Raw genomic sequence first — 19,899 nt, 5'->3', positions numbered from 1 at the left:
GCCGCTTAGCCCACAGGAGGTGAGCACGTCTTGCGTCATTACGAGATCATGGTGATCCTCGATTCCAGCCTCGAGGAACGCACCGTCGCCCCGTCGCTCGACACGTACCTGAACGTGATCCGGACCGCGGGTGGCTCGGTGGAGAAGACCGACGTGTGGGGCCGTAGGCGCCTCGCGTACGAGATCAACAAGAAGGCCGAGGGCATCTACGCCGTCATCGACCTGCAGGCGACGCCTGCGGCGGTGGCCGAGCTGGACCGTCAGCTGCGGCTCAACGAGTCCGTGCTGCGCACCAAGGTCATCCGTCCGGAAATGCGCTAACAGCGTTTAATCCGGTTCACCCGGTTCACCCGGATCAGCTTCATCGACGCTGTCGTAGGGCTCTGAGAGCCTGTACGGCGAACGATGAGTGCGCGAGGAGATGGTCATGGCAGGAGACACCACCATCACGGTCATCGGCAATCTGACCGATGACCCCGAGTTGCGATTCACCCCCTCGGGGGCCGCGGTCGCCAAGTTCCGGGTCGCTTCGACGCCCCGGTTCATGGACAAGGCGTCCGGCGAATGGAAGGACGGCGAGCCGTTGTTCCTTGCGTGCACGGTCTGGCGTCAGGCCGCCGAGCACGTCGCCGAGTCGTTGCAGCGTGGCGCCCGGGTGATCGTGTCGGGCCGGCTGCGTCAGCGGTCCTACGAGACCCGCGAGGGTGAGAAGCGCACCGTCATCGAGCTTGAGGTCGACGAGATCGGCCCGTCGCTGCGCTACGCCACGGCGAAGGTGCAGAAGATGTCCCGCTCCGGCGGCGGTGGCGGCGGCTTCGGTGGCGGCGGTGGCGGTGGCGGTGGTGGTGCCCAGGGCGGCGGCGGAGGCAACTTCGACGACCCTTGGGCCTCGGCCGCACCAGCTCCCGCGCGCGCTGGTTCGGGTGGCGGCAATTTTGATGAGGAGCCCCCGTTCTAATGGCGCCGAGCGCCCGCGATCGCAAACCAGGAGCACGGTCAATGGCTAAGGCTGCGGCCCTTCGCAAGCCAAAGAAGAAGGTGAACCCGCTAGACAAGGACGGGATCACCTATATCGATTACAAGGACACCGCGCTGCTGCGCAAGTTCATCTCCGACCGCGGCAAGATCCGCGCTCGACGGGTGACCGGCGTGACCTCGCAGCAGCAGCGGCAGATCGCCCGCGCGGTCAAGAACGCCCGCGAGATGGCGCTCCTGCCGTACACGGCCACGGCCCGCTGAGAGGAGGCACCGACATGAAGATCATCCTGACTCAGGAGGTGTCCGGCCTCGGTGCCCCGGGCGACATCGTCGAGGTGAAGGACGGCTACGGCCGTAACTACCTGCTGCCGCAGGGCTTCGCGATCGTCTGGACCAAGGGTGCGGAGAAGCAGGTCACGGTTATCAAGCGGGCCCGCTCGGCCCGGGAGATCCGCGACCTCGACCACGCCAACGAGGTCAAGGCCCGGCTCAACAGCCTGAAGGTCAACCTGAAGGCCCGCGCCGGCGACGGCGGGCGGCTCTTCGGTTCGGTCACCCCGGCCGAGATCGTCGACGCCGTCAAGGCGGCCGGCGGCCCGACCCTCGACCGTCGGCGGCTGGAGCTGCCCGGCCACATCAAGTCGCTGGGTGCGTACCCGGTCAACATCAAGCTGCACCCCGACGTGACCGCCAAGTTCGACCTGAACGTCGTCCAGGGCTGACACCGAAGCACCACGCACAGGGCCCGCACCGGTACGCCGGTGCGGGCCCTGCGTCGTGATACGGCCCGGTCAGCCGATCGGCCACGGCGCTGATCCGCACCGTCGAGAGCCCACCCCCGTCCACGGCCGCCGGCAACGCCACGGCCGCCGGCAACGCCACGGCCGCCGGCAACGCCACGGGTTGCCGACCGCCGCCGGGGCGTGCGGGTGCCGACTGCTTGCGCGCCGCCGACTGGTTTGCCCCCGGGGCGGGATGGCTCCGCCCTGGCCCGAAGGGCCGACCGGGGCTGCGGCGCGACGTAGCGCAGCCGTCTGCGGGAGGCCGTACGGGCGAGGGATCCGCGAAACTCACCGGAAATTTCTTATCCACAGGCTGTGGGCGGAGCCTTCCCAGGTCAGAGCGTTATGCGGGAGAATTCCCCAGCGGTTGTCCACAGGCTGTGCACACCCTGCGCCCATGTTGTCCACCGGCGTCCACAGGTTGTCCCAAGGCTCGTCCACCGGCGTGGTTGAGTCGCTGACCTCGGGTTCCGTATGGTTGCCTCTCGACCGACGGTGCGATGACCCCCGATCGACCCGACCGGTCCGATCGGAAGTCGTCGTGCCCGGCGGCGGACCGGTAGTTCGAACCGACGCAGCGGAGGGGGGACCCGTGTCGGTCGCCGACGACATGCGGACGGAGCCACGAGGCGGTGGCCAACCACCGGCCCCCTCCCAGCGGGAGGGCCAGTTCGAGAAGACCCCGCCCCAGGACGTCGCCGCCGAGCAGTGCGTTCTCGGCGGCATGCTGCTGTCCAAGGACGCCATCGCCGACGTCGTCGAGATCCTGAAGTCCCACGACTTCTACCGGCCGGCGCACGCCACCGTCTTCGACGCCATCCTCGACATCTACGGACGGGGCGAGCCCGCCGACCCGATCACCGTGGCCGCTGCCCTGGCCGACTCCGGCGACCTGGCCCGAATCGGCGGGGCCCCGTACCTGCACACGATGATCGCGAGCGTGCCGACCGCCGCGAACGCCGCGTACTACGCCCGGATCGTCGGGGAGCGGGCGGTGCTCCGCCGGCTGGTCGAGGCCGGAACGAAGATCGTGCAGCTCGGGTACGGCACCGGCAACAACGGCGGCCGGGACGTGGACGACATCGTCGACCTCGCCCAGCAGGCCGTCTACGACATCACCGAGCGTCGGGTCAACGAGGACTTCGCCGTCCTGGCCGACATGCTCCAGCCGACGCTCGACGAGATCGAGGCGGTCGGCGCCCAGGGCGGCATGATGACCGGCGTGCCGACCGGCTTCACCGACCTGGACCGGCTGCTCAACGGTTTGCACGCCGGGCAGCTCATCATCGTGGCGGGGCGGCCCGGCCTCGGCAAGGCACTCGCCCTCGACACCCCGCTGCCCACGCCCAACGGCTGGACGACGATGGGCGAAGTTAAGGCCGGCGACCAACTTATCGGTGCTGACGGGTGCCCGACGACGGTCACCCACGCATTTGATGTGATGGAGGGTCGACCCTGCTACGAAGTCGAGTTCTCCGACGGCAGTGTGATCGTTGCGGATGCCGAGCACCTGTGGAAGACGACTACACGCGCTTCCCGGCGTGCCGGCGCGGTTCGCCGGGAGGTCGCTTGGTCCCCCTCTGCGGTGGAGCGGCTGCGACGGGTGGCGTCTGAGGCATCCGAGGATGTCAGCGTTGCTGAACTGGCGTCAGTGATCGGCGACGAGTTCGTCCACACCGCCCGCCGCGTCGTGCGAGACCTCCCGTACCAATTTGCTCCGCTGGCGCAGGGGCGGCGCGGGGGCCCGCGTGCCCGTGTCTACCCGGCCCGCGCCGTCTACAGGCGCCTTCTGGATCGCGTAAGCGCCTGGCAGGATACGGTTGACGCCGCCCGGTACTCCGATGTCGTTACGACCGAAGAGATCCGAGCAACGCTGCGAACCGCCACCGCCGACCGCAGGTTGAACCACGCGGTACGAAACGCCGAAGCACTGCAACTGCCGGAGGCGGACCTGCCGGTGCCCCCGTACACGCTGGGCGCCTGGCTTGGTGACGGACACAGCGCCGGTAGCCGGCTCACCACCGTTGACCCGGATATCCTGCGGCGGATCGAGGCGGACGGCTTCGAGACGAAAAAGTCAGCGACAGAGCCGACGCTGTACTCAATCCGGCCTCCGGAATGCCCCATGTGTGGCCGTGGCCGCAGGGGCTGCGTCCTCTGCGCCAGTTCTCCGTCGTCGCTGACGCAGTCGCTGCGGGCAATCGGCGTGCTCGGTAACAAGCATGTGCCGCAGTCGTACCTGCGGGCATCGCAGACGCAGCGCCGGGCGCTGCTCGCGGGCCTGCTCGACACCGACGGCACCATCACCAACGCTGGCACTGCTCAGCTCACTACAACCTCGGCGAGGCTTGCCGAGGGTGCCTACGAACTGGTCGTCAGTCTCGGGTATCGCTGTTCAATCAGCCGCAAGGTGGTGAAGGGTCGCAGGCCGGAAACCTCCATCGCGTACAACCTCAACTTCACGACCACTGACGAGGTGTTCCACCTGCCTCGGAAGCAGGAGACTCATCGCCTACGCAGGCGCAGCGAGAGTACCGTTCGGACTGACAGCCGGTTCATTGTCGATGTGCGGCCGGTACCGAGCGTCCCGGTCCGCTGCGTGACGGTGGACAACCCGGACCACCTCTACCTGGCCGGCCGGTCCATGATCCCGACGCACAACAGCACCGCTAGCATGGACTTTGCCCGTAATGCGGCCATTCGGGCCAACCAGGCTGCGGCGATCTTCTCGCTGGAGATGAGCAAGGTCGAGATCGTCATGCGACTGCTCTCGGCCGAGGCCCGGGTCCCGCTGCACGTGCTGCGCAGCGGCCAGCTCTCCGACGACGACTGGACCAAGCTGGCCCGGTGCATGGGCGAGATCAGCGAGGCCCCGCTCTTCGTCGACGACACGCCGAGCATGAACCTGATGGAGATCCGGGCGAAGGCGCGCCGACTCAAGCAGAAGCACGACCTGAAGCTGATCGTGGTCGACTATCTCCAGCTGATGACCTCGCCGAAGCGTACCGAGAGCCGGCAGCAGGAGGTCGCGGACCTGTCCCGTGGCCTCAAGCTGCTCGCCAAGGAGGTCGAGTGCCCGGTGATCGCGGTGAGTCAGCTCAACCGTGGTCCTGAGCAGCGCACCGACAAGCGACCCCAACTGTCCGACCTGCGTGAGTCTGGCTCAATCGAGCAGGATGCAGACGTTGTCATCCTTTTGCACCGAGATGACTACTACGACAAGGAGTCGCCACGCGCGGGCGAGGCGGACTTTATTGTTGCCAAGCACAGAAATGGTCCGACCGACTCCATCACCGTGGCCGCCCAGCTCCACCTCTCCCGCTTCGTGGACATGGCGATCGTCTGAAGCCCTGCCGGCGAGCGGGACGGACCGTGGGCCGGACCGGTGACGGAACCGGCCCGGCCCGGCCCACGGTGTGAACGGCAGTCCGCTCTAATCGAAGAGTTCGCCGAGGAAGCCGCCGTGCTTCTTCTTGCGGCGGTAGTGGCCGTGGTAGCCGTGGTGCTGCTGGCCGTGCCCGCCGTACGCCGGGGCGGCGGGCGGGTAGCCGTGCGTGGGCGGCGGGGGCGGCGGGGGAACCGCGCCGTACCCCGGCTGCTGTGGCTGGTGCGCCGGCGGAGGCGGCGGCGGGTAGGCGCCGGGCGTCTGGGGGCGCTGTGCCGGGTTCTGGGCGCCCGCCGGCTGCTGCCGGTTCCAGTTCGCCTCGGCCTCGAACAGCTTCTCCAGTTCGCCGCGGTCGAGGAAGATCCCCCGACACTCGCCGCACTGGTCGATGACGACTCCGCTGCGTTCGTACTGACGCATGTCTCCGTGACACTTGGGACAGGTGAGCTGCATTATCCGAAGGTACCTGGTGATGTCACCCGATTGCGGCGAGTAGGTCGGTCACCTCGTCGTCGGAGACCTCGTGGAAGTCCTCGTAGTAGCTGCTGACCGAGCCGAAGCCGGCGGGCCGCTGGACGCAGACCACCTCGTCGGCCTCGGCGACCAACATCTCGTACGCCTCCTCGGCGCCGACCGGGACCGCGACGACCACCCGTCGGGCACCGAGTTGCCGGGCCACCTGGACGGCGGCGCGGGCGGTGGCCCCGGTGGCCAGGCCGTCGTCGACGATGACGGCGGTCCGTCCGGTCAGGTCGAGCGGGGGGCGCCCGGCCCGGTAGCGGCGTTCCCGGCGCTCCAGTTCCGCCTGCTCGTGGCGTTGCACCTCGGCGACCTCCCCCGGGTCGACCCGGGCTGCCACCAGTTCGTTGAGCACCCGCACCCCGTTGGGGCCGAGCGCGCCGAAGGCGACCTCGGGTGCCATCGGCATGCCGAGCTTGCGCACCACCAGCACGTCGAGGGGGGCGTGGAGCCGCTCGGCGACCACCCGGGCCACCGGCACCCCGCCCCGGACCAGCCCGAGCACGGTGACGTCTGGCCGGTCGGCCAGCCCGGTGAGCCGGTCGGCGAGGACCTGGCCGGCGTCCTCTCGGTCGGGGTAGGTCGTCGTCATTCCTCAGGTGTACGCCCTGCGGGCCGGCCCGCGCCGGCAGTCTGGCGAGAACGACCGGTCGGGGGGCGGAGATCGTCCGGCTCGGGGCGGGCGAGGGCGGGTGCCCAGACCAGCAGGGCGACCGGGTAGAGCAGGTACCCGAAGCGGGTGGACGGCATCAGCAGGATCGCGGCGAGCAGCCCGTACCCGCAGATGAGGGCGGTGGCGGCGGCCGTGCGGGGCGGGCGGCGCAGCAGCCGGACGGCGATCCCGACGCCGACCGCGACCAGCAGGGCGGCGGCGACCACCCGGCCGGCGGGCAGGGCGGTCGCGATCAACTGCCCGGGGAACGGGGACTGCGCCGGGCTGGTGACCAGGCCGTGGCCGAGCGGGAAGCGCAGCACGTTCTCGACCAGCGCGTCCCGGTCGACCAGCAGCGCGGGGAGCAGGGCGAGCGCCGGGACGCCGAGCGCGCCGATGGCGAGCCGCCCGGTGGAGCGCCGGGTCGCAGCCCAGGCGATCAGGACGAGGGCGACCGGCCAGGCGAAGAGCTTCAGCGCGCCGGCCAGCCCGACGGCCAGGCCCGCGCGGCCCGGCCGGTCGACGGCGGCGAGGGCGAGGGCCAGCAGGCAGAGGGCGAGCACGGGCAGGTCGTCGCCGCCGGTGGCCAGGGTGAGCGCGCAGATCGGCAGCACGGTGGCCGCCTGGACGCCCCGCAGCACCGCCGCTGCCCGGTCGGCCCGGTCGGTGCGGTCGGTGCGGTTGGCCCGGTCGGTCGGGCATAGGGCACGGACCGCCAGGGCGAGGGCCAGCGCGGTGGCGACCGCGAACCACAGCCGGGCGTCGGTCCACCAGCCGTCCGCGACCGCCCGGGGCAGGCCGAACAGGGCCATTCCCGGCTGGTACGGGGTGTAGCCGAGCAGCCGCTCGTCGGCGGGGAGCGCGGCGATCGCGTCGTGCCCGAGGTAGGGGGTGCCGGTCTCGGCGAGGCGGGCGCCGGCGTGTTCGACGACCACCACCTCCTCCTGTGCCCGGTCGGTCCGGCCGGCTGCCCGCTGGGCGCCCTGCTGGACCAGCGGCAGCACGGTGGTGGCGGCCCAGGCGAGGCCGGTGACCGCCCAGCGACCGGGTAGGCCGGCCAGGGACGAGGCGGCGTCGCGCCGCCGGGCGGCCAGTTGACCCGCGACGGCGACGGCGGCGAACAGGTACCCGAACGCGGCGACGGTTCCCCAGGCCCGGTGCGGCGGCAGGGTGGAGGTGGCTGCGGTGACCGCCGCGAACGCGGCGGAGACGGCGTACAGGCCGATGTCGAGGGCGAGGCCGCCGGCGGCCCGGTCGACCCTCCGCCAGCTCGCGGAGGTGCGGGTGGTCCGGTCGGCGGCGGCGGTCACGCGGGCAAGTGTGGCAGACGCTCCCCACGGCCCCGGCCGCCCTGCCGGCGGCCGGAGGGGAGCCGGAGTACGGCGCCCGCGTCGTGCAGCGGCGGGGCGAGGATGCCGGGGCGACCGCCGAACCCCCGGTGCAGCGTGGAGAGCAGCGTCCCGGCCGGCACCGGCCGGCCGAACAGGTGGCCCTGCCCGGCGGTGCAGCCCAGCTCCCAGAGCGCACGGCGCTGCGGCTCGCTCTCCACCCCCTCGGCGACCACGGTGAGCCCGAGGTTGCGGCCCAGGTCGAGGGTGGACCGGATGACGGCGGCGGCCTCCGCCGACGCCTCCATGACCGACACGAAGCTGCGGTCGATCTTCAGCTCGTGGACCGGGATCCGGGAGAGCAGGGAGAGCGAGGAGTAGCCGGTGCCGAAGTCGTCCAGGGCCAGCCGGACGCCCTCGTCGCGCAGCCGGGTGAGCACCCGGTCGACCACGTCGAGCTGGCTGAGGGTCAGCGTCTCGGTCAGCTCCAGGACCAGCCGGTCCGGCGGCAGGTCGTGGGCGCGCAGCCGGGCCAGCACGGAGCCGGGGAAACGGGCGTCGAGCAGGCTGCGCGGCGACACGTTGACCGCCACCGACAGGTCGAAGCCGGCCGCCCGCCAGCTGCCGGCGGCGATCAACGCCTGGTCGAGGATCGCCTCGGCGAACGCCGGGAGCAGCCCGGAGCGTTCCACTGCCTCCAGGAAGCGCAGCGGGTCGATCATGCCGTGCACCGGGTGGTGCCACCGGGCCAGGGCTTCCGCGCTGGTCACCTCGCCGGTGCCGAGGTCGACGATCGGCTGGAAGTTGACGGTGAACTCGTGGTCGGCGACCGCGCGGGGCAGCTCCCCGCCGAGGGTGAGCCGGCCGAGGTCGGCGGTGTCCCGGGCCGGGGCGTACGTGGAGATCCGCTGGCCGGCCCGCTTCGCCTGGTACATCGCCACGTCGGCGCGGCGCAGCAACTCGGCGACCCCGCCGCTGGCCGGTGCGACGGCGATGCCGCCGCTGGCCTCGACGCTGATCCGCATGCCGTCCAGGTCGAGCGGCTCGTGCAGCGCCGCGAGCAGCGCCTCCGCCCGGTGGGCGGCCACCGCCGGGGCGGGCAGGCCGCGCAGGAGCACGGCGAACTCGTCGCCGCCGAGGCGGGCCACCAGGTCGTCGCCGTGGGCGGCCCCGCGCAGCCGGCCGGCGACCTGCATGAGCACCCGGTCGCCGGCGGCGTGGCCGAGGGTGTCGTTGACCTCCTTGAAGTGGTTGAGGTCGATCAGCACCAGTGCGGTCACTCCGTCGGCGTACCGGGCGTTGAGCTGCTCGGTGCCCTGCTCCAGCAGGTGCCGCCGGTTGGCCAGGCCGGTCAGCGCGTCGTGGGTCGCCGCGTACGCGTGCTCGTCGGCGACGCGGGCCAATTCGGCGTACGCCTGGGCGTTGCGCAGGGCGGTGCACAGCGCGGAGGCGAAGGTGCGCAGGGTGTACTGCTCGCGTTCGGAGAGCCGGACCGGGCCCCGGAACCGCAGCCGCAGCGCGCCGATGTCGACGGCCCGATCGGGCCCTTCGAGGGGCACCTCGATGGCCGACCCGTCCACCGCGCCGGCCTGGTCGGCGGGCCCGTCGTAGGTGAGGGTGCCGGCGGCGCCCCGGACGGTCCGGGTGCCCTCGCGCAGGGCGATCTCCACCTCGTCCGCGGAGAACAGTTCGGCGGCCTGGGTGACGGCGGTGGTGAGCACTTTGTCGAGGTCGACGACGTTGAGCGCGTCGGTGGTCCGGGCGAGCCGCTGCCAGGCGTCGCGTTCCGCCCGGTTGCGGACCCGGCTGGAGTAGGCAAGGTGCAGGCTCAGCACCAGCGGCGGCACGACGATCAGGAAGCTGGGGTTGCTGTTGAGGATCAGCAGGGTGGAGACGATGACGGCGAACCGGGCGGCGGCGCTGGCGATGCGCAGGTCGTAGTGCTCGCGGAACAGGTCGCGGACCCGGGTGCGGGTGGCGAGGGCGATGACCGGGAACGTCAGCACCTCGTCGAGGACGACGACCACGAGGTACGCGGCGACGAGCGCCCAGATCGGCCGGCCGACGGACCCGCCGATGGGCCAGCTCCAGCCGGCCGTCAGCAGCACCATCCCGCCGACGGCCGCGGTGACCATGTCCTTCGCCACGCCGAACGCCAGCTTGAGGGGCGCCACCCGGAGGATGCCCCGGACGAACCCGACGCCCAGGCCGGTCGCGAGGATCACCCAGGGCACGGGTGCCACCGCGAGCCCGACGAGCACCGCGACCTCGGTCCAGGAGACGCCGTGGGTCGTCGCCCGGATGCGGATTCGCACGTTCACGGTGGCGCCTACCGCCACGAGGAAGGCGACGGTCGCCGCGCTGGTGAGCTCCCGGGCGCTCGGCGGGCCGCCGAACCCGATGTCGCGCAGGCTGAGCAAGACCGCGGTGGCGGCACACAGCACGACGAGACCGACAAGCAGCAGAAGCCGCCGATCGGTCTCACTGTCGCGTCTTGCGCTCCCAGCCACGTCCAGTCCCTCTGCCGCCGATGATTCCTGGCAGTGCGTATCTCGGACTTTACGGCCGGTCAGGTCTCGGGTGAAGAGTTCGATCAGAGCCAGTCGTGAGCCTTCATGGTCCCGCCTTTCGTCTAAAGAAACTTCGTCGACCGATGCCTGCCCGGGCTTGGCTGACACGCAGAATCTTATGACGTTTGATGGGCCTTCGCGGCATTGCATGTCCATATGCGCAGAATGCGCTAATGAGTACCGTTCCTGTCACTCACCGTTCTGATGCGAAAACCCACAGCGTAACTCCTGGGAGTTCTCGGCATAATTATCGGAGCGGGCTTCCTTCCCGTCTCTCCCCGGTCCGTCCATAGCCGTTTGCGCTGGTGTTGGTACCCCCTGGTGCGGTCGTTCAACGGGGCGGTGAATTGTGGTGACGGTCCGGTGTCCGTTCGGCGCGCGGAGTCCGACGCGCTTTTGCAAGGTTTTGTTTAAGTTTGTATACATATGCGCGACCGAATGCCGTAGCAATCAATTCTCGGGCCTGCCCATTCGCCCGGTCCGCGGCGGCGCCCCATTCCCACGTGAACGGCACCCGGCTTGTTCGAGTCGGTTCCTCGTCGCCCGAACGCCCGCCCCTGGGACCCGTCGCCCCGATCCGGACCCCGGCGCCGGCCACGACGGCGCCGGGCCGCGCCCCGACCCCCGGCCTTTGGCCGGGCCCGGGCCCGGGGCGTACCGGACGATAGGCTCGCGACCGTGACCGATCCCACGCAGCTCACCCACGTCGACACGGCGGGCGCGGCCCGCATGGTCGATGTCTCCGCCAAGGCGGTGACCGGCCGGCTCGCGGTGGCCGCCGGCCGGCTGCGGACCACCCCCGAGGTGGTCGACCTGCTGCGCCGCGACGGGCTGCCCAAGGGCGACGCGCTCGCCGTGGGCCGGCTCGCCGGCATCATGGGCGCGAAGCGGACCCCCGACCTGATCCCGCTCTGCCACCCGATCGCGCTGCACGGGGTGACGGTCGACCTCACCCTGACCGACGACACCGTCGAGATCACCGCCACGGCGCGGACCGCCGACCGCACCGGCGTGGAGATGGAGGCGCTGACCGCGGTCGCGGTCGCCGGCCTGGCCCTGGTCGACATGGTCAAGGCGGTCGACCCGGCGGCGTCGGTGGAAGCGGTGCGGGTGCTGCGCAAGGAGGGCGGCAAGACCGGCCGCTGGCTACGGCCGGAGGACCGGCCGTGATCCGCGCCCGGGTGGTGGTCGCCTCCAACCGCGCTGCGGCCGGCGTCTACGCCGACACCAGCGGCCCGCTGCTCGCCGCCGGGCTGCGCGAGTTGGGCTGCCAGGTCGACGACCCGGTGGTGGTGCCCGACGGCGAGCCGGTCGGCGAGGCGCTGCGGGCCGCCCTGGCCGCCGGGGTCGACGTCGTGCTGACCAGCGGCGGCACCGGGATCACCCCCACCGACCGGACGCCGGACGTGACCCGCGCGCTGCTCGACCATGAGATCCCCGGCATCGCCGAGGCGATCCGCGCGCACAGCCGGGACAAGGTGCCTACGGCGGCGCTCTCCCGGGGCGTCGCCGGGGTGGTCGGCCGGATGCTGGTGGTCAACCTGCCCGGCTCCACCGGCGGCGCCCGCGACGGCCTCGCGGTACTCGGCCCGATCCTGGCCCACGCCGTCGACCAGTTGCGCGGCGGCGACCACTGACGGTCCGGCGGGCGGGGTGGTCCCGCCCATAGGGCCGGCGCGCGGGCTGCGCCGACCGGCCACTGGCGGGGCGGGCCGGACCGCCCGAGGATAGGCTCAGCCGGTGAGCACGGAAACCGCGTCCGCCGCCGAGCAGGTCGCCGTACCGCCGCCGGCGGGCTGGGAGGAGGCCCGCTCCCGGGTGTACGCCGTCGGCCTGGCCGCCGCGCTGCCCGCCGTGAGCCGGCCGCTCGCCGACGCCGACGGGCACACCCTCGCCGAGCCGTTGGCCACCCGCACCGACCTGCCGGCCTTCCCCACCTCCAGCGTGGACGGCTGGGCGGTGCGTGGGGGCGGGCCGTGGCGGATCGTCGGTCGGGTCCTGGCCGGCGGCAACCCGTCCCCGCTGGCCGAGGACGGCACCACCGTCGAGATCGCCACCGGCGCGATGGTGCCCGAGGGCGTCACCGCGATCCTGCGGATCGAGGAGTCCACCCGGGCGGCCGACGGCCGGGTCGCCGGCACCCCCCGACCGAGCCCTGAGTGGCGCCGGCCGGGCGAGGAGGCGTACGCGGGGGAGGAACTGCTCCCCGCCGGCGCCCCGGTCGACCCGGCGGTGATCGGTCTGGCCGCCTCCTGCGGGCACGACGTCCTGCGGGTGCGCCGCCCGCCCCGCGCCGCGCTGCTGGTCTTCGGTGACGAGCTGCTGACCTCGGGCCCGCCGGCCGACGGCCGGGTCCGCGACGCCCTCGGCCCGGCCGTGCCGGCCTGGCTGCGCCGGTACGGCTGCCAGGTGCGCCCGGCCGACGTGGTCGGCCCGGTGGCCGACACCCTGCCGGCGCACGTGGCGGCCCTGCGCGCGGCACTGGCAACGGCCGACGTGGTCTGCACGACGGGCGGGACGATGCGCGGTCCCGTCGACCACCTGCACCCGGCCCTGGAGGCGCTGGGCGCGGACTACGTGGTGAACACGGTCGCGGTCCGTCCCGGCTTTCCGATGCTGCTGGCCCGGCTGACCGACCCGGACGGCCGGGCGCGCTTCATCGCCGGCCTGCCCGGCAACCCGCAGTCGGCGATCGTGGCGCTCGTCTCGCTGGTCGCGCCGCTGCTGGCCGGCTTGCAGGGACGGCCGATGCCGGCGCTGCCGCACGCCACGCTCGCCGAGCCGGTGCCCGGTCGCGGCGACCACACCCACCTGGCCCTGGTCCGGCTGGACCGGGCGGCGGGCACTGCCCACCCGGTCCGGCACGTCGGGTCGGCGATGCTGCGCGGGCTGGCCGGCGCGGACGGGTTCGCGGTCATCCGCCCCGGCACCACGGGCGAGCCGGGCGCGCGGGTGCCGGTCGTGCCGCTGCCCCTGCTTCCGGGGGAACGGGCCTGGTGACGATCGAGGAGTCGACGGTCTTCGGCACGGTAACCGAGGAGCCGCTGGACCTGGCCGCCCACGAGGCGGCCGTCGCCGACCGGCGGGCCGGGGCGGTGGTGTCGTTCCAGGGCATGGTCCGCGACCACGACCACGGCCGCGCGGTGATCAGCCTGGAGTACGAGGGCCACCCGAGCGCGGTCGCCGTGCTCCGGGAGGTCGCCGCCGAGGTGGCGGCCGACCCGGACGTGTACGCGGTCGCGGTGTCGCACCGGGTCGGCCCGCTCGGCATCGGTGACGTGGCGCTGGTCGCGGCGGTGAGCACCGCACACCGGGCTGCCGCGTTCGCCGCCTGCGCCCGGCTGGTGGACGAGGTGAAGGCACGCCTGCCGATCTGGAAGCGGCAGGTGTTCGCCGATGGCACCGAGGAGTGGGTCAACTGTCCCTGACGCCGTCGGGCAGGTGCGCTGCCCGGGTCAGCTGCCGTGCCCTCGGCGACCGCCGGAGCCTCAGCTGCGGCCGTTGACCAGGGAGGTGCGGCCGAACCGGTCGGCGTAGAAGGCCGGCTCGGCGCCGGGCCGCCACGGCAGCGCGGCGACCAGCACGATCAGGGCCACGGCGAGGGAGTTCTCCATCAGCGCCCCGAACAGGCCGTCCTGGTAGTGCGACACCTCGGGGAGCTGGTGCTCGTACGGCCAGATCGGCGAGGTCAGGAACAGCAGGTAGAGCCCGACCGCCGCCACGCCGTGCCGGAGCCCGGTGAGCGTCGGGTACCAGATCGGTGGGCGCAGCCCGTTGACCCCGGGCAGCCCGCTGTACGACGACACCTGGCCGGTGCGCTGCACCGACCCCCGGCTCGCCTCCCGGCGGCGTACCGCCGCGTCGGCCAGGACGATGATCGCCGGAATGACCCAGACGAGGTGGTGCGACCAGGAGATCGGGCTGATCACGTTGGCGGTGAGCCCGACCAGGGTGAACGCGGTCAGCTCGTCGCCGTCGGCGCGGGCGCTGACGGCCCGGGACAGCCCGAGGGCCAGGATCAGCACCGAGAACGACAACCAGAGCAGGCCGGGCGTCTCGATCGAGTCGTAGAGCCGGGCCAGCAGGCCCGCGAGGGACTGGTTGGGCGTCATGTCGGCCGCGCCCACCCGCTCGGTCTGCCACAGCACGCTGCCGAAGTAGGCCCGGGACTCGGTGCCGACGAGGGCGAAGCCGGCGAGGGTGACCCCGATCGTGGTGCCGACCGCCGTGGCCGCCGCCCGCCACTGCCGGGTGATCATGAGGTACACGATGAACAGCGCGGGGGTCAGCTTGACGGCAGTGGCCAGGCCGATGCCGACCCCGGCCCAGGCCCCGCTGAACACGAAGCGCCGCAGCGGCCCGTCGGCGGGGTCGAACCGGGTGCCCCGCTTCGCCCGCCAGCGCAGACCGATCAGGTCGGCCATGATCAGCGCGAAGAGCAGCAGGTTGACCTGGCCGTAGCCGAGGGTCTCGCGGCCCGGCTCGAGGGCCACCGCCATCGGCGTCGCGATGCCGACGGTGAACCAGAGGGGCCAGCCGAGCCGGTCCACGACCGGCCGCAGCAGGCCGGCCAGGACGAGGGCGAGGGCGGCGATGCTGGCCAGCGCGTTCAACCAGCCGGCGACCTGCACCGGCACCAACGCCATCGGGAGCATGATCAGCCCGCCGAAGGGTGGGTACGTGAAGCCGAGCGTCGTGGAGGGGGCGATGAAGTCGTACAGCTCGTTGCCGTTCATCCACCACGCCACCGCGCCGTGGTAGATCTTCATGTCGAAGAAGTTGTACGGCCGCCCGAAGGCGCCGATGGCGAACCACGCGGCGTACGCGACGGCGGTCACGACACCGACCCGCACCGCGGTCCTGCGGTCGACCCGACGGGTCAACCGGGTCACGCGGCGGATCGGCGTGAGGCGGTCCATCCGTCGTCCGACGGTCGCCGGCATGGCGTGGCCACCCCCGTACCAAGATCGTCCTACCCGTCCAGGTCCAGCACGGAGCCTAGAACGGCGCCTCACGTTAATGCCTCCCGCGTTATGCGACCGTGTCCGATCCCACACTGATTTTTTACATTTCCACCGCGTTAACGCCTACCGGGCGGTTCAGGTAATTCGCGCCCTTAGCGGGGAAGGGCCGGGGGAGGGGGAGCATCGCGCCGCAGGTCAGCCGGGCAGTCGGCGTGCCGTGGCGGCCGAACGTACGGCGATCCGGGCCTCCCGGCGGGCGGTCCGGACGGCCCGCTGCACCGACCGTCGCGAGTGGCCGATCCGGTGCCCGGCCCGCCACCGCAGACCCGGCTTCCCCTCGGTGTCGGCGGCGGCGAGCAGCAGCCCGCCGAGGAGGCCGAGATTCTTCATGAACTGGGTCTGTTGCTGTGCCCGCTCGGCCGGTTCGCCCTTCCAGAAGGGATGACCGGCGACGGTGGTCGGGACCAGCGTGCCGGCGAGCACCAGCGCGGCCGGGCGGGTGAACCTCCCGGTGGCCAGCATCAGGCCGCCGATCAGCTGGGCGGCCGAGTTGATCCGGACCAGCGTCTCGGTGTCGGTGGGGATGCGGGGGGAGACCTGCTGGATCAGCGGGCCGACCCGGTCGGTCACCGGCTTCGCGGCCGGCACCAGCCGTCCCGGGCTCTGCAAGCTGCGGGCGCCGCTGACCACGAAGACGCCGCTCAACATGACGCGGGCGAGGGAGCGCACGGGTTTCATGGATCAGTCATACCCCGTCGCGGCGGCGGCTACCCCTGCAACGGCCCGATCCGATCGGCCGACGTGGACGCCGGAGGCGTACCCATGATCCGGACCGCCACGCCGATCGAGGCGACCGTCGCTGGTGGACGGGCTCCGGCCGGTAACCTCGCCCGGGTGACCACGCTGCGGCTCCGCCCCGAGGGTCCGGCCGACACCGACCCGGTCCGCCGGGTGCTGGCGGCGGCGTTCGCCCGCCCGGACGTGCTGGCCCCGCCCGAGGTGGGGCTGGTGGACGAGCTCCGCGACACCGACGCCTGGATTCCCGAGCTGGCCATGGTCGCAGAGTACGGCGGCGAGGTGGTCGGGTACGCCCTGTTCACCCGGGTCCGGATCCACCACGACGGCGGCACCGCCCCGGTGCTGGCCCTCGGCCCGGTCGCGGTCGCGCCGCACCGGCAGCGGGTCGGGCACGGCACGGCCGTGGTCCAGGCCGGCCTGGACGCCGCCACCGAGCTGGGCGAGCGGCTGGTGGTGGTGCTCGGCGACCCGGCCTTCTACCGGCGGTTCGGCTTCACCCGCGCCGACCGGATGGGGCTGACCAGCCCGTGGTCCGGCCTGGGCGACCCGTGGCAGGCGCTGGTCCTGCCACCCAGCACCAGCGGGGAGGGCCCGGTGCCCTGCGGCGAGGTGCTCTTCCCGCCGCCCTGGTCGAGGGTCTGACCGCCGGCCCGAGACCTGGCCAACGCCCTCCGTGCCCGGGTCAGGCCGGCTGGGTGCGCAGGTAGCGGCCGAAGTGCGGCACGGTGAAGGCGACCGTCCCGCGTTCCCCGGAATAGATCAGCCCCTTCTTGATCAGCGCGTCCCGCGCCGGGGAGAGGCTGGCCGGCTTGCGCCCGAGCGCGCGGGCGATCTCGGCGGTCGGCACCGCCGCGTCCATGTCGTCCCGGCCGCCGGTGTCCCCCTCGATCAGGGACAGCGTCGCCATCGCCCGCATGTACTCGCGTTCGGCCGGGGTGGCCCGCTCGAACCGGGAGCCGAAGAAGCCCACGGCCAGCTCCGCCTCCGCCTCGGGCGCGGCGACCCGGACGTCCGCGTCGGTGATCGGGGAGCGGGGCGCGTGGTCCCAGGTGGCCTTGCCGTACGCCTGGACGAAGTACGGGTAGCCGCCGGACTTCTCGTAGAGCAGGTCGAGGGCCTTCGGCTCGTACTCGACCTCCTCCCGCTCGGCCGGCGCGCAGAGCGCCCGGTCGGCGGCGATCCGGTCGAGCCGGTCGATGCGCTGGTAGCGGAACAGCCGCTCCGAGTACGACTTGGCGGCGCTGAGCACCGCCGGCAGGTGCGGCAGCCCCGCGCCGACCACGATCAGCGGTGCGCCGAGCTGGGACAGCTCGTGACACGCGGCGCAGAGCGCCGAGACGTCCTCGGCTCCGACGTCCTGCATCTCGTCGATGAAGACCGCGATGCCGGTGCCGACGTCGGCGGCCACGGCGGCGGCGTCGCTGAGCAGCTCCACCAGGTCGATCTCGATGTCGCCGGAGTCGGCCCGCCCGGTGGCCGCCGGCACGTCGATGCCGGGCTGCCAGCGGTCGCGCAGCTTCGGGGCCGCCCCGGCCCGGCCGGCGGGCGCGGAGCGCTGGGCGAACGCCTTCAGCACCCCGAGGAACGTGTCGATGCGGTCCGGGGCGCGGTGTCGGGGTGCGAGCTCGCGGACCGCCATGTGCAGCGCGGCGGCGATCGGGCGGCGCAGCGACTGGTCCGGCCGGGCCTCGATCTTGCCGCTGCCCCAGAGGTGGTTGATGGCCTCCGAGCGGAGGGTGTTGAGCAGTACGGTCTTGCCGACGCCGCGCAGGCCGGTGAGCATCAGGCTGCGCTCGGGGCGGCCCCGCGCGATGCGCTCCAGCACCACGTCGAAGACGTCCAGCTCCCGCCCCCGCCCGGCGAGCTCGGGCGGGCGCTGGCCGGCGCCCGGGGCGTACGGGTTGCGGACCGGATCCACGAATCGCACAATATCGGGCCGTCTAGCCGGAAACCTAGACATCCGTAGAGGGCGCTACCGGCGTGTCGCCGGTCGCCGGTCGCCGGTCGTCGGTCGTCGAGACAAAACTAGGGCTGTCTAGCGCGCACGCTAGACAGCCCTAGTTTCGGCTATCGGGGTCTAGTTGCTGCGCTTCCTGAGGCAGAGCACGTAGTCGAGGGAGTTCAGCGGGTTGTCGCTTACGTAGTTCGCGGTCGCCTTCGGTGCCAGCGTCTTGCACCGGTCTCCGTTCGAGGTGCCCGGGATGCGCAGCAGGATCTCGTAGGTGTTCGGCCCGCAGGGCACCTTCCGCAGGTCGGCGTCGGCGGCCGTGCCGTCGTTGACCACGCAGTCGCCCTTGGTGAGGTACTGCCCCTGGCTTTTGGTCGGGCTCGGCTCGGCCGTGGTGGGGGCCGTCGTCGGCTCCTCGCTCGGCTCCTCGCTCGGCTCGGACGTCGGCGCCGCAGGGGTGGAGACCGCCGGCCCGGCGGACGGGCCGCCCTTGTCGTCGGCTGCCTTCCAGACACCCCACGCGGCCAGGCCGAGGCAGGGACAGAGCAGCAGCACGACCACCAGGGCGATGATCAGGCCGATCCTCCGGCCGCTCCGCTTCGTCGGGGGCGGGACGGGCCCGTACCCGTACCCCGGTGCGGGGGCCGGCGGACCCCACGGCCCGGCCGGTGCCGGCTGATCGGCGGGCGGGTAGGGCCCGGGCGGCTGGCCCACGGGCGGGTAGGGGCCGGGCGGTGAGGGCTGACCGGCTGCCGGGTAGGGCCCGGGCGGCGGGTAGCCACCGCCCGCTGGCTGGTCGCCGGGCGGCGGGTAGCCACCGCCCGCTGGCTGGTCGCCGGGCGGCGGGTAGCCACCGGCGGGCGGCTGGCGCCACAGCGGGGCGGTCGGCGGTTCCGTGCCGCCGGTCGGCGGCGGCCCCCACTGGGGCAGGGTCGGGTCGACGGGCGGCCGGTCGTACGGGTCGTCGGGCGAGCCGGAGGCGGGTGTTCCGTAGGTTGCCATGTCTTCCCCAGGGGTGTGGTGGCCGGCGGCGCGTCCGCGAGGGGCGGGTCGGTCCGGCGGGCCGAGGACGGGTGGGACGGCGCCGTCAGCGGGATTTCAGGCACAGCACGAAGTCGAGGGTGTCCAGCTGACTGTCGAAGAAGTACCAATTGGTGTACCCGGTGACCTTGGCGCACTTCGCCTCGGCATCCTTCTCGCCGCTGGTCTGCCCGTCGAATCGGCGCAGCACCTCGTACGTCTTCGGGGCGCACGGGGCGATCAGCAGCTTGGGCTTGCCACCCGCCGGCCCCGTGTTGCGGACGCACTGCCCGGCCTTGACGAAGCGGGGGTCGGCCGACGACTCGGGGGCCGCGGCGGTCGGGGCGGGGGCCGTCGGGGATGCCGGTTGCTCCTCCGGCGTCGCGTCAGCGGTCGGCCGGGCCTGACCGGTGCCCTCTGGCGCTTCATCCCGATTCAGCAGGTACCACACCAGCGAGCCGCCGCCGAGCAGCAGCACCACCAGGGTGGCGAGCACGGCGATCAGCGGCCCCCGGCCGCGCCCTCGGCTCGGGGGCGGCGCCGGTGCCCGGGTGTGCGCCGGCCGGCCCGGGCCGGGCCCCGGGTACGGCTCCGTGACGTACGGGTCACCGGGCCGCCGGGCCGCCGGGTACCCCGGTCCGCCGCCGCCCGGCCGGTACACCTCGGGTTCGTGGGGCCACGGTTGGGGACGGTCCCACGGGTCGGGCTGCGGCTCCCGGGACGGCTGCGCGAACCGTCGCGGATCGTCCGACCAGGACGCATGGTCCGCCGGGTGGGGGCCCCGCTCGGAAGGCCCGTGGTGCCCCGGCTGGCGAGGCGGGTAAGCCGTCTGCGACTCCCCCTGACCGTCGCCTGCCCACGGCCCGGAGGACCTGTCGTACCCGTCGGGGGCCCACGCCCCGGCCGGTGTGTCGTACCCGTCGCCCGGTCGTCTAGCGGGCCACGGCCCGGCGGG

The 19,899-nt window shown here is 72.8% G+C and carries 19 protein-coding genes; 10 read left to right on the top strand and 9 right to left on the bottom strand.

Annotated elements, in window-relative coordinates; genetic code table 11:
• Positions 1 to 30 precede the first annotated feature (30 nt).
• From rpsF to dnaB, 5 genes are all read left to right on the top strand, one after another.
• A complete protein-coding gene (rpsF, locus tag OG617_RS13815; RefSeq protein WP_120683045.1) occupies positions 31 to 321 on the top strand; it encodes a 30S ribosomal protein S6 in 291 nt (96 codons plus the stop codon).
• An 88-nt stretch (positions 322 to 409) separates the two neighbouring features.
• Entirely contained in the window at positions 410 to 958 is a 549-nt protein-coding gene (locus OG617_RS13810) for a single-stranded DNA-binding protein (RefSeq protein WP_405101892.1), read from the top strand.
• A 41-nt stretch (positions 959 to 999) separates the two neighbouring features.
• A complete protein-coding gene (gene rpsR, locus OG617_RS13805) occupies positions 1,000 to 1,239 on the top strand; it encodes a 30S ribosomal protein S18 (RefSeq protein ID WP_007073789.1) in 240 nt (79 codons plus the stop codon).
• 14 nt (positions 1,240 to 1,253) lie between these two features.
• The gene (rplI, locus tag OG617_RS13800; protein ID WP_405101890.1) at positions 1,254 to 1,700 is read left to right on the top strand and encodes a 50S ribosomal protein L9; all 447 of its coding nucleotides are present in this window, start codon (positions 1,254 to 1,256) and stop codon (positions 1,698 to 1,700) included.
• A gap of 253 nt (positions 1,701 to 1,953) precedes the next feature.
• Positions 1,954 to 5,106 (top strand): replicative DNA helicase, encoded by a 3,153-nt coding sequence (gene dnaB / locus OG617_RS13795; RefSeq protein WP_405101888.1) that lies wholly within the window; start codon positions 1,954 to 1,956, stop codon positions 5,104 to 5,106.
• Between the two features lie 87 nt (positions 5,107 to 5,193).
• On the opposite strand, the gene OG617_RS13790 is transcribed toward dnaB, so the two are convergent.
• Genes OG617_RS13790 through OG617_RS13775 form a run of 4 tightly spaced genes read right to left on the bottom strand, consistent with a single transcriptional unit; the run spans position 5,194 to position 10,154 of the window.
• Positions 5,194 to 5,601 (bottom strand): zf-TFIIB domain-containing protein, encoded by a 408-nt coding sequence (locus OG617_RS13790; protein WP_405103690.1) that lies wholly within the window; start codon positions 5,599 to 5,601, stop codon positions 5,194 to 5,196.
• A gap of 19 nt (positions 5,602 to 5,620) precedes the next feature.
• Complete coding sequence (locus OG617_RS13785) at positions 5,621 to 6,256, bottom strand: phosphoribosyltransferase (protein ID WP_405101886.1); 636 nt, start codon at positions 6,254 to 6,256, stop codon at positions 5,621 to 5,623.
• Positions 6,253 to 7,626, bottom strand: coding sequence for a glycosyltransferase 87 family protein (locus OG617_RS13780; protein ID WP_405101884.1), 1,374 nt, complete (start codon positions 7,624 to 7,626; stop codon positions 6,253 to 6,255). Before OG617_RS13780 ends, OG617_RS13785 begins: the two co-directional genes overlap by 4 nt.
• Entirely contained in the window at positions 7,623 to 10,154 is a 2,532-nt protein-coding gene (locus OG617_RS13775) for a putative bifunctional diguanylate cyclase/phosphodiesterase (RefSeq protein ID WP_405101882.1), read from the bottom strand. The genes OG617_RS13780 and OG617_RS13775 overlap by 4 nt, the downstream gene beginning before the upstream one ends.
• 738 nt (positions 10,155 to 10,892) lie before the next feature.
• On the opposite strand from OG617_RS13775, the gene moaC reads away from it, so the two are divergent.
• The 4 genes from moaC (at position 10,893) to OG617_RS13755 (ending at position 13,642) form a co-directional block, all read left to right on the top strand.
• The gene (gene moaC / locus OG617_RS13770) at positions 10,893 to 11,384 is read left to right on the top strand and encodes a cyclic pyranopterin monophosphate synthase MoaC (protein WP_405101880.1); all 492 of its coding nucleotides are present in this window, start codon (positions 10,893 to 10,895) and stop codon (positions 11,382 to 11,384) included.
• A complete protein-coding gene (locus OG617_RS13765; protein WP_387022387.1) occupies positions 11,381 to 11,851 on the top strand; it encodes a molybdenum cofactor biosynthesis protein B in 471 nt (156 codons plus the stop codon). Before moaC ends, OG617_RS13765 begins: the two co-directional genes overlap by 4 nt.
• Before the next feature lie 103 nt (positions 11,852 to 11,954).
• On the top strand, positions 11,955 to 13,214 hold the full coding sequence (locus OG617_RS13760) for a molybdopterin molybdotransferase MoeA (RefSeq protein ID WP_405101878.1): 1,260 nt from the start codon (positions 11,955 to 11,957) through the stop codon (positions 13,212 to 13,214).
• Positions 13,211 to 13,642, top strand: a complete 432-nt coding sequence (locus OG617_RS13755; protein WP_405101876.1) for a molybdenum cofactor biosynthesis protein MoaE — start codon at positions 13,211 to 13,213, stop codon at positions 13,640 to 13,642. The genes OG617_RS13760 and OG617_RS13755 overlap by 4 nt, the downstream gene beginning before the upstream one ends.
• 60 nt (positions 13,643 to 13,702) lie before the next feature.
• Here the strand turns inward: OG617_RS13755 and OG617_RS13750 are convergent, their stop codons facing one another.
• On the bottom strand, positions 13,703 to 15,157 hold the full coding sequence (locus tag OG617_RS13750; RefSeq protein ID WP_405101874.1) for a glycosyltransferase 87 family protein: 1,455 nt from the start codon (positions 15,155 to 15,157) through the stop codon (positions 13,703 to 13,705).
• A gap of 216 nt (positions 15,158 to 15,373) precedes the next feature.
• Entirely contained in the window at positions 15,374 to 15,916 is a 543-nt protein-coding gene (locus tag OG617_RS13745) for a DoxX family protein (protein WP_405101872.1), read from the bottom strand.
• Positions 15,917 to 16,072: 156 nt separating this feature from the next.
• Here OG617_RS13745 and OG617_RS13740 point away from each other — a divergent pair, with 156 nt between their 5' ends.
• Positions 16,073 to 16,618 carry a GNAT family N-acetyltransferase gene (locus OG617_RS13740; protein WP_405103688.1) on the top strand — a complete coding sequence of 182 codons (546 nt, stop codon included), beginning with the start codon at positions 16,073 to 16,075 and terminating at the stop codon, positions 16,616 to 16,618.
• Positions 16,619 to 16,658: 40 nt separating this feature from the next.
• On the opposite strand, the gene OG617_RS13735 is transcribed toward OG617_RS13740, so the two are convergent.
• From OG617_RS13735 to OG617_RS13725, 3 genes are all read right to left on the bottom strand, one after another.
• Entirely contained in the window at positions 16,659 to 17,894 is a 1,236-nt protein-coding gene (locus OG617_RS13735; RefSeq protein ID WP_405101870.1) for an AAA family ATPase, read from the bottom strand.
• A 159-nt stretch (positions 17,895 to 18,053) separates the two neighbouring features.
• Entirely contained in the window at positions 18,054 to 18,500 is a 447-nt protein-coding gene (locus OG617_RS13730) for a hypothetical protein (protein WP_405103686.1), read from the bottom strand.
• 511 nt (positions 18,501 to 19,011) lie between these two features.
• Positions 19,012 to 19,449, bottom strand: coding sequence for a hypothetical protein (locus OG617_RS13725; protein ID WP_405103684.1), 438 nt, complete (start codon positions 19,447 to 19,449; stop codon positions 19,012 to 19,014).
• Positions 19,450 to 19,899: the final 450 nt, after the last annotated feature.

It is taken from the genome of Micromonospora sp. NBC_01412, assembly GCF_045040215.1.
GTDB classification, from domain to species: domain Bacteria; phylum Actinomycetota; class Actinomycetes; order Mycobacteriales; family Micromonosporaceae; genus Micromonospora; species Micromonospora rubida.
This window is presented reverse-complemented; position numbering and strand designations above follow the sequence as displayed.